We start from the raw sequence: 15,413 nt of genomic DNA on the forward strand, positions 1-15,413 counted from the left end.
CGACCCATGACAAGCTCAGCCCACACCAGCTCAGACAAGCATCCGCGTGGCGGCGGCCCGCGCGGCATCCAGAGTATTGAAGTCGGGGGGGCTTTGTTGACGGCGCTGGCGCACCACGGCCGGCCCTTGGCGCTGAAGGATTTGGCGCGCGAGGCCGCGATGGCGCCGGCCAAGGCCCATCCCTATTTGGTCAGCTTTATCAAGCTGGGTTTGGTCGAGCAAGAAGCGGTCAGCGGCCGCTATGGGCTGGGCCCGCTGGCGCTGCAACTGGGCCTGATCAGCTTGCAGCAATACGACCCGGTGCGCTTGGCTACACCGCGCATCGAAGACCTGGCACTTCAGTTGGGGCACACGGTCGCGATCGCCGTTTGGGGCAACCGCGGGCCGACGATTGTGCGCGTAGCCGAAGCCCCAAGCCCTGTGCACATCAGCATGCGGCACGGCACAGTGATGGGCCTGCGCGGCACGGCTTCTGGTCGCTTATTCGCTGCACATTTGCCGGCCGAGGCGGTGTTGGCGGCCCTGGCCAATGAAACTCCGCACGGCCAGGCGCCCAAAATTGACGCAGCATTCGTGACCCTGCTCGCCACAACGCGCAAAGACGGCCTGGCCAGCGCCCATGACGGCATTGTGCTGGGAGTCAGCGCTTTGGCCGCGCCGGTCTTTGATGACCAAGGCCGGATCGCGCTGAGCTTGACCGCCATTGGCCCCAGCGGCAACTTCGACCTGAACTTGCATGGACCAATAGCCAAGGCACTCAGACAAGCTGGCGTCGACTTGTCACGTCAGCTGGGCTGGCGCGAGCTGGCGCAAGCCTGATCGCGCTCTATTGGCGCAGCTTGGCCAGTACGGCGGCTTCATCGGCCGCGCCATAGAAATAGGGGTAAAAGGTGCGTGTTGCCGCAGCATTGGCAACGCTGGCTGCGCTGCCGCCATAACTACTGATCTGTTCGGCCATATATGACAGGTCAATTGCCATCAAAACCGCCGGCGCATTGACTCGCAAGTTCAACCTCGCTTCGGCGCACACCTTGAAGCCCAACATACGCCGGTAAAACGCCACGTGCCGAGGGTTGACTTCAATCACCGCCAACTCAGCCCCCCCCAATCGATGGGCATGCAAATAGGCCAAATGGAATAAACGGCCCAGCAAAGCCTTGCTATCACTGACATATTGGTCCAATGCCAGGCGACTGAACTCACACAGACGCTGCCCACTGACTCGCAAATCACTCACCTCCGGGCCAAACACCGCATCAGCATTCAACCCTTGCTCAGAGTCGTATCGCACCGCAATCGTGCCTACCGTAGCCGAGCCTTCGAAGGCCGAGCAAACAATCACCGATCCGTCCGCGTGAGTGCTGAGATCACTGCTGATATAGCCGCGCTCGGCATAGCGCCGCGCCACCAAACTATGTGCATCGGGGTAGTGCCAAGCCTCAGCCGTACGAATTGCAGGGCCTGAATGAAGAGGCAGGTGGAGTTCAAAGGAACTTGTATTCGTGAACATCGCGGACTCTCTTGTCAATCACCCATTGCGGGGAGGGGCTACAGAACGACGCAAGTCTATCGAAATTTTCGTGACAAATTCACGTAGAAACAGACCGTTACGATTGAGCGCATCGTGCTAACCACACAGAGGCAAGCAAACCAAGGGAAAGTCCTGAGAGTCGATGCTGCGCAGCCAGAGAGGGTGGCGCGAATTGATACAGGATGTCCAACAGGCCGTCGCGAGCCAGTCAGAAACCAAGCAAGAAGACCATCGACCAAGACCTGAGATTCAAGACTTGAGATGGGTGGCGAGCCTGCTCCCGCAGACTCGCCAAATTCCAGCCGCTTTGCGGCGTCGAGCCAGGGGCCAATCAAGCCGCTGCGGCCGCGCCTTCTTGACTTGCCAGGCGATTCATATTGCCCATCGAAACGCGGTGCATCTCCAGCAAGGACAGCAAACCGTTGCGATGCAACTCGACCACTTTGGCGTCGTCCAACTCGGCCAGCTTTTGCTCATCCACGGCCAGGAAACCTTCGACGTCGATCTTCTCGCCGCTGGCCAAAGTAGCCTCGAAGCGCATATCGCGCAAGAGATCCAACTCCACCAACATCTGGCAGAAGGCTCGCGTGCGCTCGGACTCTTGTTCAAAATTCTCCAAGAAGGTCTTGGCATTCAGCAAGAACTCGGTCGGCTGACCATCGGCCGCGAACAGCGAAGTGCCTTCGGTCTCGGAGAAGCCAGGCCATTCGCTGTCAAAACAAACCGCGATGGTGTCGGAACCCTCTTCCAGGCGCGCCATCGCGAAGGGATAACGGCGCAAATATGCGGGCACATAATGGCCGGTCCACTTGCCGTCTTTGAGGAACAAATTGCTGGCCGGCTTCAGACCCAGGACGGCCAATGGCGCAACCACGGGCTTGGCGCCCTCGGCCGGCGGCTCGCCCACGCGTACGAACACGATGGGGTACTCCTTGCAGGCTTCAGCAAACTCAACCACGGCCAAGAACAAAGAGTTCATGCCCTTCACGCGGTCCAGCGTCGGCAGCTCCGTTTTCAGGCGCAGGTTCTTATGCGCGACACGATCCAATGGCGTCAAATTGCCATACAACATAGGGCTTGCACTCATTTCTCACTCTCTCCATCTACGGCCAGGCGACTGACCAACACTTTGTCAACACGCTTGCCATCCAGGTCCACGACCTCGAAGCGCCAAGCATTCCACTCCACCACATCGGCCGTGCGCGGCAAGCGCCCCAGCAGCAGCATCACCATGCCGGCCAAGGTGTTGTAGCGCCCACGATCCTCTTCGGGTAGTTCTTTCAACGCCAGACGGTCCTTCAACTCGGTCACCGGGATCAGGCCATCCAAGAGCCAACTCCCGTCCTCGCGTTGTACCGCCCAAGCATCACCATCGCCGGGCACATTGAATTCGCCCGCAATGGCCTCCAGCACGTCGCGCACAGAGATCACCCCCTGCACCTCGCCATACTCATCCACGACAAACACCAAGGGCGCGTCCGAGACGCGGAACTGCTCCAGCAGTTCCATCCCCGACAATGTCTCCGGCACGAACACCGGCGCCTCCAGATCCTCGGACAGAGACAGCGGCGCGCCACTCAGTGCGCGCTGCAAGAGTGCCTGCGCCGACACAATGCCCAGCACCTCACTCAAGCCATCACGACAGACCGGATAGCGGCTAAAGCCATGGCCGCGCAGAACCTCCAAAACCTGCTGCGCTGAGTCGGTGACATCGAGCCAGGCGATTTCGCCGCGCGGAATCATCATCGAACCGATCTCGCGCTCATCCAAGCGAAACACATTGCGCACCATTTGATGCTCATGCTCTTCGATCACACCGGCATCGCGGCCCTCATCCAAACTGGCTGCGATCTCTTCTTCGGTCACGCCGCGCTGCACTCGCCCGCCCTGCCCCAGCAACCCCAAAATAGCCTCGGTGCTGAAGCTCAAAAATTTCACCAAAGGCCGCGCCGCCGCAGACAAAAAATTCATTGCCGGGGCGACCCGCCGGGCGACTGTTTCCGGGTAGATCTGACCAATCCGCTTGGGCACCAACTCACCAAAAATAATCGTCACGATGGTGATGATCACGACCACCATGGCGGTCGAGGCGATATCGACCGCGCGGTCATGCAGGCCGAAGCGTTCGCCCAACCAATGCGACAGCGGGCCCGAGAAGGCGGCGTCCCCGACGATGCCGTTCAGGATGCCGATAGACGTGATGCCGACCTGAACGGTCGAGAGAAACTTGGTCGGGTTGTCGTGCAAGTCCATGGCTGCCCGAGCGCCGGGTTCGCCAGCCTCCACCAAGACCTGCAAGCGCGCCTTACGGCTGGCCGACAAGGCCATTTCCGAGGTCGCAAAGAATGCATTCAACAACAACAAAAAAATAAGTAAGGCGGTATCCATTGGGGGCGCCAGCAACGATTAACAAGGGTTAACCCTTGATGTGCGCAGGCAAGCAGCAAGAGGCCGCAAGCGTAGCAGAAGGCCGTGACGATAGAAGTCGCACAATCCCGATATGAACTATCTCATCGGTGATCTGCAAGGCTGTTGCGACGCGCTCGACCGCCTTCTGCGCAAAATTGACTTCTCGCCGTCGCGCGACCGCCTCTACCTGCTTGGCGACTTGGTCAACCGCGGACCGGCCTCCTTGGCCACACTGCGTCGGCTGATAGAGTTAGGCGACTCAGCGACCTGCTTGTTGGGCAATCACGACCTGCATTTGTTGGCGATTGCCTACGGCGCGAAAAAAGCGCATCGCAGCGACACCGTGCAGGGCATTCTTGATGCAGCAGATCGTCCAGCCCTGTTGGACTGGTTACGCCACCAGCGCATGGCCTGCTTCGAGCAGGGTTGGCTGATGGTGCACGCAGGCGTGTTGCCGCAGTGGACGCTAGCCGACACCTTGGCCAGGGCCGGCGAAGTCGAAACGATGTTGCGCGGTCCGGGCTTGGGCGCTTTTGTGCAAGAGATGTATGGCAATGAGCCGGGCGCCTGGGACGATGGATTGAGCGGCATGCCGAGGTTGCGTTGCATCGTCAATGCCTTGACCCGGCTGCGCTTTGTAGACATTGCGGGTCGCATGGACTTCAAAACCAAGGACGGGGCGGATGGCTCGCCACCAGGCTTTTTCCCTTGGTTTGATCTGGCCAACCGGCGCACCCTGGGCGTGCCGATCGCATTTGGTCATTGGTCCACGCTGGGTTTGCTGCAGCGCCGCGACTTGCTTGCACTGGACACCGGTTGCGTCTGGGGTGGGCGCCTCACGGCGGCGAAAGTTGAAAACGGCCGCGCGCTGGAGCTGATTTCGGTGAAATGTGAGCAGTCTCAAAAGCCGGGCTAGAATCGTGGCCTTGTTGCATTCAATGCAACGGTCAAAAAATTTGTAAGTACGTGGGAAGCTTGGCCGAGCGGTTTGAGGCACCGGTCTTGTTCAATCGACGCGAACGCGGCGATTGCGCCGGAGCTCATATCGCTAAAGCGATGTGAGCGCAGGCAAAACCGGTGATAAGTCGCCGGCACAGTTGGAATTGAGATTTACAGGAAGCTTGGCCGAGCGGTTTAAGGCACCGGTCTTGAAAACCGGCGAGGGCTTATCCCCTCCGTGAGTTCGAATCTCACAGCTTCCGCCAATTGCATGGTAAGTCGTTGATTCGCCTACAATCCCCTGTTCAAGGGGCTTCTGTAGAGATTGGGTATGACAAAAACATATGCCAAAGCGAGTAAAAAACTCACCGTGCCGAAATATTTTGAAAAGCCCAAAAACACGAGTTGCTGGTACGTTCGGCTCACTCCTCCCAAGCATGTTCAACACGTAGCTGGGACGCGGCCGTACCGGGTTACCACCGGCCAATCTGACCTTAAAAAAGCCAAATCAATCGGCTTGACCATGATTGGGGCAAAGCTGAGTGAATGGGACCGGCTTGCTGAACAGAACAGCCCGTCTACCGCCAAGCCGGTCATCCTGACGTCAGCCCTTATTGACGGAATTTGTAGCGCAAGGCTCTATTCTTGGATGAAGTCTGACGAGGAGCACCGAGCTGATGGTCTTCCAGACGACGAGTTGCAAAGTATCGAAGAATACTGCCGACACTCGGACACAGCCATGCGGGCATCTCTAGCCCAAGGACCTGCTTCAGCCCATTGGCCAAGCTTGGCCAAAAGCGTGCTGGAATGGTCCGTGGACATGGGCTATGAACTGAGTCCGCAAGATGCGCTGATGCCAACCTTAATGCGTCAATTCGCTCAAGTGGAGCGGAAGGCAAGCGAAGGCATCAGTATGCGCAACAAAGGGGATACATATGAGACGCCGCGCGCCCCCGCCGACAGTCATTTCATAACGCTGTCGGCCATTACAAACATCTATCTCACCCACAAAGCCGTCGACGGCAATAGCAAGCACATCAATACCATTTTGAACGCTTGGCGACTATTCATTGCCCACGTTGGCGATGTTCATTTTGATAGCGTCAAACCTTCGCATGTCTTTGATTTCATGTCAGCGCGAATGAATGCGGAAGACAAACCTTGGTCCGAAGCGCGTACAAAAAACTTTGGTAAACGCGCGCTGCGAGAAATTTTTGGGCTGGCCCGAACCAAGGGCATGATGAATGCCCCAAATCCTGTAGACGGGCTTGAAGTCTTTCCTTCACTCAGCAAGGCAGATGAGGAGTCACGCAAACGGCCTCGCTTTCCTTTTACCAATGTGCAGCTGAATGCTATCTTTGCGTCAGCTTGGTATGACCCAAACGAAAGCCAGCAAATCAGAGGTAAGTTGCGAACTGACTTGGGCGCAAGGTACTGGATTCCGTTGCTTGGTTTGTGCCACGGCAATCGGGTCAGAGAGGCTGCACAGTTGGTTGTATCCGATTTCAGCCGTCGAACCGGGCTATTGGTCCTGACCTTTCGTATCGAAATTGATTCTGCCGACGACGAAAAGGGCAAGAACAAAGCCGAGCCTGTCAAATCATCAGAGGTGGCGGCAATTGACAGCGTTGAGTCTCTTCGCTCATTGAAGAACGTTTCAGCGAACCGAACGGTGCCCGTACACCCGCTCCTGCTGGAACTTGGGTTCGACGAATTCATCGAAGCTCGTCGACAAGAGTCTGGAAATCAAGCTTTGCTGTTTCCGTCGAGCCAACCGGAAGCAGGCGGCGATTCACCCAAACTTGGCCGAGCCTACGAGCAAGCTTTTTTGCGTTTTGTGCGTGACCGTTTGGCGTTCGGCAACGGATTTGGTAACCACTCCTTTCGGCATCAATTGGAAGACCGCATTCGTCATGTTCAGTCCAAGTCAGGACTTTGGCCAGCCGGCATGGGCCAGCAATATTCCGGACGAAAAATCACTCGCCCTGTCGACCGAAATGTTCTTTTGACGGAGGGGAGCGAAGACAGATACGGAAGTGGCTACACGCCAGACGCGATGTTGCCCTATATCAGCCGCCTTGATTTCAGTGCCATTTCCACGCCCGTCCCCTACTTCCAATGGCTGAAGGGAAGCCCTGAGGCTGGTCCGTAATTCTGCAAGTCTCGAGGGCTTAGGTCGACTGTGGCGCGTTTCTACGTAGAAAGAACGTCCTTCTGGCTGCCTGCACTTGAGAGCCCTCGCGAAGCACCAACGCAGTCTTGAGTTGAGCGCTACCAGCGCAACGCCCAGGCCTCAGTTGCACCGCAGCAGTAGCACCCAACTGGGGACTTTTGCGTGTTCCTTTGCAGCGGGGGCTGGCGTAAAAGGAGGAGCTGGAGGCAAGAGCCCGGCAATGTAAGTTGTTAACAATTTCCGGGGATAAGTGCCGCGAAAGGCAACCGCTAGCCCTTGTGGATACGCCTGCCAGACGGAAGTTGTCGGGGCGCCCAAAAAAGAGGCAATTGGTGGGGCGCGGTGATTTTCACCCGTTGTGTCGAAAGTTGTGGCGAGAAGTGCTCCCACAGCCTACGTTTACGTTTCCACCCAGATGTGGAAGCTCTTAGGTTTTGTTCGCAATGAAGCCCACGCGAAACAGTAAGGGCGACCCAATTTAAGCAGGCTCTGGAAGTACCTTCAACAGCACAAAAAGAGTCCGTTGAGTTAAATAGTTAGGACTGGTAAGCTCGCCGGCATGAGCAAAAAACCTGTTCCCCCTCCTGACGACGCGCCACTTTTGTACGCAATGGACCCTGACCTGCTTCAGTTGCTGGTGTCAGGCGGAGTCTGGCGCACGGCCTCTGTAAGCGAAGCGCCCCAAATCGTCTTAGAAAGCTGGACGGTTCGACAGCTCGAGAACGGCGACAGGCATTTTGTAGGTTGGAATTGCACCCACCACGAAGGTCGCGCCAGCAGCAAAATTATTCAGTTCGACCCCGTGACGCTGCGCGGCGTGACACGAAGCGGGCGTGTGTACGAGCTGAGGGGCAAGCCTGGCCACGACCGCGATGCCGAGCATGTCTGGTCCAGCTGGTGCCGCATAAATGGCGCGGAGAAGTGGACAGACGTGACGCCTAAGGCCCCGCGGCGAGCCGACGATGCTGACGCAGCGGCTGCCGCAGACTTCGCACGCATGTGCGCTGAAAAGTCCCAAGAACTGCTTGCGCTGGATGAGCTGGAACAAGAGGTTCCCGTTGCCAAAGATTTCGGCCCTTTTCGTGGCCGCAGGCAATGATGGCGCCCCCTGTCCCTCCGTTTTTTGTCGACATTGACGACGATGGAGTGCCTGTTTTCAAAGGGACTCGTGTGCCCCTCGACGTTGTTGCCGCTTCACTTGCTGCGGGAATATCGTTCGAGCGCGTTAGAGCGTCTTATCCGTTTTTGACAGCAGAGCTAGCTATGGCTGCCGTGGTCTACATGCACGAAAACCCGGAATCCCCACGCAGGCCGGGCATCGCTGAGACTCACCCGGACTGGACTATTTCGCGGAAGTACGACCTACGCGGAGGCTTGAAATGAGCACCCCGAGACCCCTGCTTTTCCTCGATATTGACGGAGTTTTGTGCCTGAGCAAACCTTACGGCGGCCACGCGCTGAAAACACAACCGCCCGGGATTTGGGACCTGCTTTTCGCCCGCCACGCCGTTGACGTGCTGAACCTGGTCATGCGCGAACACGCGCCTCAGGTGGTTATCACAAGCTCTTGGCTGTCATTTCTAGAGCACGGCGCATTCGACAAAGTTTTTCGGAAAACTGGGCTTAGTCTCGTTGCGGACGGCTTGCATCCAGCTTGGGAAGCCCCCCAAAACGCTAACGAGACACGCTGCCAAGCGATTGACCGTTGGTTCCAAGAGTATGGCTGGCCCGGGGAGCCTTACGTGATTCTTGACGACCTGGAGTCAGGCACAGGGCTAAAACGGAGCTACCACGACAGCCGCGGCCGGGTCGTTTTTTGCGACGAGGGTGTGGGCCTGTCAGTTGAGAACTGGCTGCAAATATCGCTTTGCCTTGACACAGTGCCAGCGCCACGTGACGGATTTTCAAAGCCATGAGCTCGCCCGCCCCTGAGCCTCGGTTTGTCCGCTGTCCGCACTGCGGGACTATCCATCTCGTAGTGCCGGCCGCCATCATTCTCGCGACGCGCTACATGCTGAATTTCAACCAACTGCGCCACCTGCGACCCCCGAACGGTTGCTCGCGGTGCGGATTTGATAGCAAATATTTTGAGGCCACGGAGCGCCCAGCAGAGCGCCAAGCCGGTGGCTGGCCGGAGTGCGTTATGCCGGGCGAAACAGGAAGTCACTCGTGACAACAGAAGAAAAACCAGCACCGCGCGCGGTCAGGTGCGCGGCCTGCGGCTGGGTGCATTTCGCATTGAGCCCAGTCGAAATTCAGGAGTTTGTAACTGCCGAAAACGAGGCCAGCTACAGAAACTGCTCGCGTTGCGGGACCCCTGACAACTTTGTGCCAGCCAGCCCTACGGATGCTCCGCCGTTGCTGGCGAACGTGCCGGGGTGCATTTGCGAGCCTACCAGCCCCCCTGCGCAGGAAGAGCAGGTTGCAGCGCGTCCGCGGACGGCCAAGATGGATTCAGTTGCCAAGCATGTTAGTTCCAACGGGTGGTACGCTTTCGATGCAGCCTGCTCCGCCGTTGGCAATGCCTTCAAGACGGGACCTGTCGATTTAGAAGCCTTGGCGCTTGCGACGGGCGTTTATGTTGAAGTACTGCGCACTTTTGCCGGCATCTCGGACCCCGAAAACCGGCATTTGTTTACAGCTGCGTACTTTCTAAGTAGAAAAGTGAGCGGCGATTTTCTACCTGAGCACGCGTTCAGCCTGAACTTCAAGTTAGCACCTCAAGACGCTGACCACGGAAAAATCATGGAGCGGCTCAGTGCTGTTGGCTGCACGGACGCGTTAGTTTGTCTGGGTGTTGAAGGCCACGTTGGGCTAGAGATTCTGCGAAAGGCCGGTTCGCGCGAAGAAGCTGTTCTCAGTGCAATCGAGGACGCGAAGAAAGCGCTTCCTACGGCGAAGCTGGTTGAAGATTTGTTCACAGCGGAGCACGTGGGTAATGCGCTCAAGCTAGCAGCTATCAAAGCAGCAAATTCAGGAGATGTGACAGATGCCGACCCCGAGAATTTATAAGCCGCGGTGCGTGACAACAGAAGAAGATGAAGAGGAAGACGGAGAGCTGGTCCCCGTGGACTTAGAAGCACTGGCACAAGAGGCAGGAGTTTCGGCTGAGGTGCTGCGCGCTTTTGCAGTTCTCACCGACGCCGAAAACGCCCACTTGTTCGCAGCGAAGTTCTTTCTACGTAGAAAGAACGCTTCTTGGAGGCAACAGCGTGACTGAATTGTGGTCAATTTGGTGCCCATGCACGACCGGATGGCGCTCTCAAAAAGCGGTGCCGGGCGGGACTTACACAGTATCAGTTGCGTTTGAGCACCTGCCGGACCGAGCAGGATTTACTGCTGATGTAGCTTCAGTCGAAGAAGCTCAACCGCTGTACACCAGAGTGTGCCGCCGAGAGTTCTTCAGAAAACTGATGCCTTACCTGCCCCCACTGCACCCCGCGTTGAATGCGTCCGCTGACGAAGAAGACGAGGACTCGCCTCGCGCGTAGCCGAGGGGAACATCAGGGAGATTTGCAATGAGCAAGAAAGCAACTCAAAGTAGCCGCGTGCTTCGCGAACTGCTTGAAACTGCAGAAGACTTGTTCGCGCACGGCGTCTTGTCGAAGCCGGACTTGGAACAAATGAAGGTACTCTGTGAAGGGTCACCATTGCTGGCAAGCGTGCCCGGGTGCGTCATTGCGCAGGGCACTGTTGACCTGGAGGGTCTGGCCTGTGAGACAGGAATTTCGGTTGAAGTTCTGCGAACTTTTGCAGCAATCTCCGACCCCGAAAACGCGCAGTTGTTTACAGCGGCGTCCTTTCTACGTAGAAAGGTGAGCAACGATTTTCTACAAGAACGCGCTTCACAGCATCAATCTGCGCGTCGTCTTTCGGCCGCCGGGACTCGAATGGAAGTTTCTGAAGAGCCTACGCGCGATAGCTTAGTGCAAGCGCGACAAATGGCGGGCGATTCAGGTGTTCGGTTTCCGACTCTGCGGGAAACGGACTGAGTCATTTTTTGCTGACTCTCTAGGATTCCACCACTTGCACGCAAATCTGCGCGTGAATGGTGGAAAAGCTTTGTAATCAACAGGTTAGGTGCACAAAATGGCGTTTTTCGTAAAAATACAATTATCGTTGGCCACGATAACGAACGATAACGAAGCGCTTTCGCGCGCAAATAGTGGATGTGCCGCGGCTGTCGCGAGCGCAGACGAAGAAGCTGTCCTGTCCAGCATCACATCGTCGGAAGAGTTCACTCTCGGCACGGTGCTGAACATGTACGCAGGCGTGCAACGCTTGCGGGACGAGAAATGAATGTACAGAATGGCCGGCTTCATATCGGTACTGCTGAAAGACGAAGAACTTTCGCGCACCGTTATTGCCGTAGTCGCAGCAGTCGGTGGCGTGGCCGCAATCGTTCTTGCTGTCTGCCTTTCTAAGTAGAAAGGCCGTTATCGCTCGTTATCGTGGACAACGATAACGAGCGATAACGAAGAGCGCTCGCGCTCAGTCAGATAATGGAATCAAGGTCTGCTTGTATGAATACGAACTTCAACGCAATCAAAGCTCTGCTAGCTCCCCTGTCGGACGAACGGTTCGAGGAGTTGTTGCACGCGCAAGTCGGTGAGCGTGGGCGCCGAATCGAGGAGGACGCCGTGACTCTGTGTGAGGTAGGACTGGACGCAATGGCTCGCGAGGTCGTTGCTGAACGAGACGTAGGGTCGAACTGAGCAATCTCGTCCTCGCTGTCGCCCTTTCTACGTAGAAAGGCCCCCTGCTTCTTGGCCTTCGTCGGGAAACGTGAGCGTCCGCATCATTTTGGTAGCAATAACAAACCGCGGCTCGTCATTGCGACTCTCTGCCTGAACTGCTGCCTCGTCGGCTTTTTTGACGACCTGCAGCAGTGCTGCGCACACGCCTGGGAGCCCGGCTTTTTCGTACCAACCTGGGAGCGAGTCTGCAAGTTTCGCGAGGACTCTCAGCTCGAAATGGTCAAGTTTGTCCAAGTGCCCGCCGGTCCGGGGGCCTGCCATTGCTGGCAGGCCTGCCGTTTTGTGCCAATTTGGCAGTGACGCGGTGAGCTGTAGCAGAGCGGCTTCTGGCGTTTGAAGCACCCCCGTTGCAGGCAAACCAGCGGCAGTCGCACGACGCTCAGCGAGTATGCGGGCTTCTTCAGGGTTTTGTTCCATGAAGTGCTTTCTACGTAGAAAGAAGTTAAGCCGCTTCCTCTGCCGCGTCCTCAGCCTCCCCCCGAGCCTTGCGTGCTTCCGACTCAGCTTCTTGCTTTTTCCAATTAGCCGCCTCTGCCTCTACCGCGCCGAGCTTGTAGGCAGGGTAGTCGTCCGCCGCTTCAGGAATTTCTTGGTCCCGCGCATACATGAATAGCAAGCCTTCCGGGCCGTTGCACAGCATCGCCGCTGTATACCCATCTGCCGCTGTTCCGTTCACTGTAAATGCTGCCTCATCACCATCGTCCTCGTCGCCACCATCGGCAAACTCACCGTTAAAACGCGGGTCGTCTTCAGTAAAGTCCTCATTGTCATGAAACCCGACTACCTTCGCTCCCGTGATGGTGGTCTGGCCACAGTAAAAATCGGAAATTCCGCTTTCGGTCGAGTACTCAGCAGCGCCTGCAATTGCAAACCAGCCGTCCCGGCCTTCAACAGGCGTCACGGGGAAGGTGACTACAGTTCTCAAAATCATTGTCATAAAAATCCTCTTATTTGGTGTTGAAAGTACTTTCTACGTAGAAAGAACTCAGGCCTTGGCCTTTTTGGTGGCGGGCTTCTTGGTAGCCGCGGGCTTCTTCGCTACCGCCTTGGGCTTTTTTGCTGGCACCAGCGAAGCTATGTCGGCGGCAGTTGCTTGACGGCAATACATCACGCCATCGCGAATCTCATAGAAAGGCTGCGTAAACGAAAATCTGCAGGTGTCGTCGTCTTTGATAGACCTGTCCGCGCGCTGTATATCCTGCACTGCCCTGCGGTGTGCGTAGAACGCGTCTGTCTGCTTAGCAGTAAGGTGAATATGAGGTGGCAGTGGGTTGGCTTTGAAGTACTTGATTTCAGCTTTATGGACACGGAACTCTTCCGGCAGCTCTTCAATGCGTCTTTCCAAAGTGTTAGCAATATCGTCGCACCGGGAAAAACTCTCTTCGCAGTTTGTTGAGTCACCGAGGTGCGCCAGCGCCTGCCACCATCGGTCGGGGATTCGGAAGCAATCGTCGTAAGTGCTCAGCTGCTCGAGAAACCAAGCCAAGCCAGATTTGCTAGCAAACAGCTGCTTAGGCCACTCGTACTCTTTGACAATCCCGGCTTCCACGGCAGCGGTGATAGCGTTCAGAATGTCGCAAACGTCTACCTCGGTATCAGCGCATTTCAGCGGCTTGAACTTCTTCTTGGCTTCGTCGTAGCCGCCGTGTTCTTCGTGAAAGTAGCCGACGGGGTCTTTACGATTGAATTCGTATCCTGCGAAAAACTCTGTGCGCATGCGTTTCCTTGTTCCGTTATGCAGCGCCTCCCTGGCGCTGCTTGGGAGCAATCATCAACGCAAATAACCCCCTATTCGAGGGGTCAACTGGGGTCAGCGTGACGGACTGCGCAGCTCGCACGGAAATCTAGGTTCCTCGCGAAATGCTGGCAAATTTGGAGGGCAGCAATCGGAAAATTTTTTATGCACCGGCCTCAATATGTCTATCGGGATTGAGCGTCGTTCTGCAGCAGACTCAAAGCAGCCCTCCCCTCAAGCCTGGCGCTCATTCTTTCTACGTAGAAAGAACCTGGGCGCTCATTGCCTTGGCCGACACGACCCAATGGGCAGTAGCCTCAATCTGCCGTCGGCTGGCAATTCAAGCGTCGACCTCTACTTTTTCAATGGAGATTGACCGTCATACGATGGCCGAGTCAATGAAGTCCGTGTCGACCTTGTACCGACTCTTTCTACGTAGAAAGAGTCGGCTAGCTCATCGCCTTGGCCGATGCGCACCCAACGGCTAGTTGCCACAATCCGCCGTCGGCAGGCAATTCAGGCGCCGACCTTCACATTTGCACTGGGAATGACCGGCATCCCACGGCCGCTTCAAAGCAGTCCGCGCAGTCCACATATCCATTCTTTCTACGTAGAAATCCCATCTTGCGAAGAATCGGGCTCCCGCAAAAGGGGCAGGTACTCAATCTTTCTACGTAGAAAGCGCGACGGGCAAGCCTTCAAGGCAGCGAGCCGGCAAGCTGAAGATTCCCAAAAGACGCGTCAACCTAAAATTCGTTCCGACCGACAAGGGCAAAAGCGTCTCCATTCTTTCTACGTAGAAAGCCCCAGACCGCTCATCACCCAGACCGAAACACGAACGGCGGGCATTGAGGCAAAGCAGCTCTGAACGCCTGGCAACCATTCTTTCTACGTAGAAAGAGACTGAGCTCACATCGCCGTGGTCGACACGCACCCAATGTGCAGTAGCCTCAATCTGCCGTCGGCTGGCAATTCAAGCGTCGACCTTCACATTTCAAATGGGGAATGACCCGCGTCCCACGGCCGAGTCAAATCGGTCCGCACTGTCCCCGTATCCATTCTTTCTACGTAGAAAGCGCCACGGGCAAGGCCCCTGGTCAGCAAACCAGCAAGCTGATGATTGCCGAAGAATGGGCCAACCTCAAAGTTCGTGCCGCTCAGAAATGGCAACCGTCTCCATTTTTTCTACGTAGAAAGCGCGACGGGCAAGACCTCAGGGCAGCGAGCCCGCAAGGTGATGATTCCCAAAAGACGCGCCAGCCTCAAAATTCTCTCCGACCAACAAGGGCAAGAGCGCCCCCATTTTTTCTACGTAGAAAGCCCCACGGTCAAGGCACCAGGACAGCGAACCAGCAAGCTGTTGATTGCCGAAAGAACACGCCGACCTCAAAGTCCGCGCCGGGCAGCAAGCGCAAGCGTCCCCATTCTTTCTACGTAGAAAGAACCAGAGCGCTCATCGCCCTGACCAAAACACCCCCAAAGGCAATTGGGACAAAGCAGCTATGAAGCCCGGGACAAAGTCTTTCTACGTAGAAAGGAACTGGAATCACATCACCTTGGCCGAACCCATCCAATGGGAAACTGCCTCAATCACCAGTCAGCTGGCGATTCAAGCGCCAGCCGCCAAATTTCTAATGGCGATTGACCGTAATCCGATGACTGAGTCACAGTTTTCCGCACAGACCCCTATTCATGCTTTCTACGTAGAAAGCTCCAAAGGCAAGGCCTCCGCTAAGCAAACCAGCAAGGTGATGACTGCCGAAATTTGGCACCGACCTCCAAACTCGCGTCGGTCAGAAAGGGCACGCGTCTTCAATATTTCTACGTAGAAAGCGCTCCTTGCGAGAAATCGGGCGCCCGCCCAAAGGG

The 15,413-nt window shown here is 56.5% G+C and carries 17 protein-coding genes and 1 tRNA gene; 12 read left to right on the top strand and 6 right to left on the bottom strand.

The genetic code is table 11. The features are described 5' to 3' along the window. The first annotated feature begins 6 nt into the window (after positions 1–6). Positions 7–819 (top strand): IclR family transcriptional regulator, encoded by an 813-nt coding sequence (locus LNV09_RS14375; RefSeq protein WP_263557753.1) that lies wholly within the window; start codon positions 7–9, stop codon positions 817–819. 7 nt (positions 820–826) lie between these two features. Here LNV09_RS14375 and LNV09_RS14380 read toward each other — a convergent pair whose 3' ends face one another. The 3 genes from LNV09_RS14380 to LNV09_RS14390 all read right to left on the bottom strand — a co-directional run bounded on the left by LNV09_RS14380 (position 827) and on the right by LNV09_RS14390 (position 3,919). Continuing rightward, the gene (locus LNV09_RS14380; protein ID WP_263557754.1) at positions 827–1,510 is read right to left on the bottom strand and encodes an N-acyl amino acid synthase FeeM domain-containing protein; all 684 of its coding nucleotides are present in this window, start codon (positions 1,508–1,510) and stop codon (positions 827–829) included. 352 nt (positions 1,511–1,862) lie between these two features. After that, a complete protein-coding gene (locus LNV09_RS14385) occupies positions 1,863–2,618 on the bottom strand; it encodes a SapC family protein (protein WP_263557755.1) in 756 nt (251 codons plus the stop codon). Next, positions 2,615–3,919 (bottom strand): hemolysin family protein, encoded by a 1,305-nt coding sequence (locus LNV09_RS14390; protein ID WP_263557756.1) that lies wholly within the window; start codon positions 3,917–3,919, stop codon positions 2,615–2,617. The genes LNV09_RS14385 and LNV09_RS14390 overlap by 4 nt, the downstream gene beginning before the upstream one ends. Positions 3,920–4,031: 112 nt before the next feature. Between LNV09_RS14390 and LNV09_RS14395 the strand changes: the two genes are divergently transcribed. The 10 genes from LNV09_RS14395 to LNV09_RS14440 all read left to right on the top strand — a co-directional run bounded on the left by LNV09_RS14395 (position 4,032) and on the right by LNV09_RS14440 (position 11,351). Continuing rightward, positions 4,032–4,856: a symmetrical bis(5'-nucleosyl)-tetraphosphatase gene (locus tag LNV09_RS14395; RefSeq protein ID WP_263557757.1), complete on the top strand. Its 825-nt coding sequence runs from the start codon at positions 4,032–4,034 to the stop codon at positions 4,854–4,856. Positions 4,857–5,055: 199 nt separating this feature from the next. Further along, positions 5,056–5,145, top strand: a tRNA-Ser gene (locus tag LNV09_RS14400). A 65-nt stretch (positions 5,146–5,210) separates the two neighbouring features. Continuing rightward, positions 5,211–7,031 (top strand): site-specific integrase, encoded by a 1,821-nt coding sequence (locus LNV09_RS14405; protein WP_263557758.1) that lies wholly within the window; start codon positions 5,211–5,213, stop codon positions 7,029–7,031. A 580-nt stretch (positions 7,032–7,611) separates the two neighbouring features. After that, on the top strand, positions 7,612–8,151 hold the full coding sequence (locus tag LNV09_RS14410) for a hypothetical protein (RefSeq protein ID WP_263557759.1): 540 nt from the start codon (positions 7,612–7,614) through the stop codon (positions 8,149–8,151). Next, a complete protein-coding gene (locus tag LNV09_RS14415) occupies positions 8,151–8,435 on the top strand; it encodes a DUF433 domain-containing protein (protein ID WP_263557843.1) in 285 nt (94 codons plus the stop codon). The genes LNV09_RS14410 and LNV09_RS14415 overlap by 1 nt, the downstream gene beginning before the upstream one ends. Beyond that, complete coding sequence (locus LNV09_RS14420; RefSeq protein WP_263557760.1) at positions 8,432–8,968, top strand: HAD domain-containing protein; 537 nt, start codon at positions 8,432–8,434, stop codon at positions 8,966–8,968. Before LNV09_RS14415 ends, LNV09_RS14420 begins: the two co-directional genes overlap by 4 nt. A gap of 253 nt (positions 8,969–9,221) precedes the next feature. Further along, positions 9,222–10,064: a hypothetical protein gene (locus tag LNV09_RS14425; protein WP_263557761.1), complete on the top strand. Its 843-nt coding sequence runs from the start codon at positions 9,222–9,224 to the stop codon at positions 10,062–10,064. Positions 10,065–10,074: 10 nt separating this feature from the next. Next, complete coding sequence (locus LNV09_RS14430; RefSeq protein WP_263557762.1) at positions 10,075–10,272, top strand: hypothetical protein; 198 nt, start codon at positions 10,075–10,077, stop codon at positions 10,270–10,272. Between the two features lie 298 nt (positions 10,273–10,570). Continuing rightward, positions 10,571–11,044 (top strand): hypothetical protein, encoded by a 474-nt coding sequence (locus tag LNV09_RS14435; RefSeq protein ID WP_263557763.1) that lies wholly within the window; start codon positions 10,571–10,573, stop codon positions 11,042–11,044. Positions 11,045–11,141: 97 nt separating this feature from the next. Further along, positions 11,142–11,351, top strand: coding sequence for a hypothetical protein (locus LNV09_RS14440; RefSeq protein WP_263557764.1), 210 nt, complete (start codon positions 11,142–11,144; stop codon positions 11,349–11,351). 443 nt (positions 11,352–11,794) lie between these two features. Here the strand turns inward: LNV09_RS14440 and LNV09_RS14445 are convergent, their stop codons facing one another. The 3 genes from LNV09_RS14445 to LNV09_RS14455 are packed head-to-tail and all read right to left on the bottom strand — an operon-like array spanning position 11,795 to position 13,526. Continuing rightward, entirely contained in the window at positions 11,795–12,226 is a 432-nt protein-coding gene (locus tag LNV09_RS14445; protein ID WP_263557765.1) for a hypothetical protein, read from the bottom strand. Between the two features lie 25 nt (positions 12,227–12,251). Further along, positions 12,252–12,746: a hypothetical protein gene (locus LNV09_RS14450; protein WP_263557766.1), complete on the bottom strand. Its 495-nt coding sequence runs from the start codon at positions 12,744–12,746 to the stop codon at positions 12,252–12,254. 48 nt (positions 12,747–12,794) lie between these two features. Beyond that, entirely contained in the window at positions 12,795–13,526 is a 732-nt protein-coding gene (locus tag LNV09_RS14455; RefSeq protein ID WP_263557767.1) for a hypothetical protein, read from the bottom strand. A gap of 1,574 nt (positions 13,527–15,100) precedes the next feature. Here LNV09_RS14455 and LNV09_RS14460 point away from each other — a divergent pair. Next, on the top strand, positions 15,101–15,373 hold the full coding sequence (locus tag LNV09_RS14460) for a hypothetical protein (RefSeq protein ID WP_263557768.1): 273 nt from the start codon (positions 15,101–15,103) through the stop codon (positions 15,371–15,373). Positions 15,374–15,413: the final 40 nt, after the last annotated feature.

The sequence above is a fragment of the Paucibacter sp. B2R-40 genome (genome assembly GCF_025717555.1).
Lineage (GTDB): Bacteria > Pseudomonadota > Gammaproteobacteria > Burkholderiales > Burkholderiaceae_C > Paucibacter_A.

Coding starts and splice junctions, on each gene's coding strand:
- LNV09_RS14405 (WP_263557758.1), top strand. CDS start 5,211: ATGACAAAAACATATGCCAAAGCGAGTAAAAAACTCACCGTGCCGAAA.
- LNV09_RS14440 (WP_263557764.1), top strand. CDS start 11,142: ATGGCGTTTTTCGTAAAAATACAATTATCGTTGGCCACGATAACGAAC.
- LNV09_RS14455 (WP_263557767.1), bottom strand. CDS start 13,526: ATGCGCACAGAGTTTTTCGCAGGATACGAATTCAATCGTAAAGACCCC.
- LNV09_RS14450 (WP_263557766.1), bottom strand. CDS start 12,746: ATGACAATGATTTTGAGAACTGTAGTCACCTTCCCCGTGACGCCTGTT.
- LNV09_RS14445 (WP_263557765.1), bottom strand. CDS start 12,226: ATGGAACAAAACCCTGAAGAAGCCCGCATACTCGCTGAGCGTCGTGCG.
- LNV09_RS14415 (WP_263557843.1), top strand. CDS start 8,151: ATGGCGCCCCCTGTCCCTCCGTTTTTTGTCGACATTGACGACGATGGA.
- LNV09_RS14410 (WP_263557759.1), top strand. CDS start 7,612: ATGAGCAAAAAACCTGTTCCCCCTCCTGACGACGCGCCACTTTTGTAC.
- LNV09_RS14380 (WP_263557754.1), bottom strand. CDS start 1,510: ATGTTCACGAATACAAGTTCCTTTGAACTCCACCTGCCTCTTCATTCA.
- LNV09_RS14385 (WP_263557755.1), bottom strand. CDS start 2,618: ATGAGTGCAAGCCCTATGTTGTATGGCAATTTGACGCCATTGGATCGT.
- LNV09_RS14375 (WP_263557753.1), top strand. CDS start 7: ATGACAAGCTCAGCCCACACCAGCTCAGACAAGCATCCGCGTGGCGGC.
- LNV09_RS14390 (WP_263557756.1), bottom strand. CDS start 3,919: ATGGATACCGCCTTACTTATTTTTTTGTTGTTGTTGAATGCATTCTTT.
- LNV09_RS14435 (WP_263557763.1), top strand. CDS start 10,571: ATGAGCAAGAAAGCAACTCAAAGTAGCCGCGTGCTTCGCGAACTGCTT.
- LNV09_RS14420 (WP_263557760.1), top strand. CDS start 8,432: ATGAGCACCCCGAGACCCCTGCTTTTCCTCGATATTGACGGAGTTTTG.
- LNV09_RS14395 (WP_263557757.1), top strand. CDS start 4,032: ATGAACTATCTCATCGGTGATCTGCAAGGCTGTTGCGACGCGCTCGAC.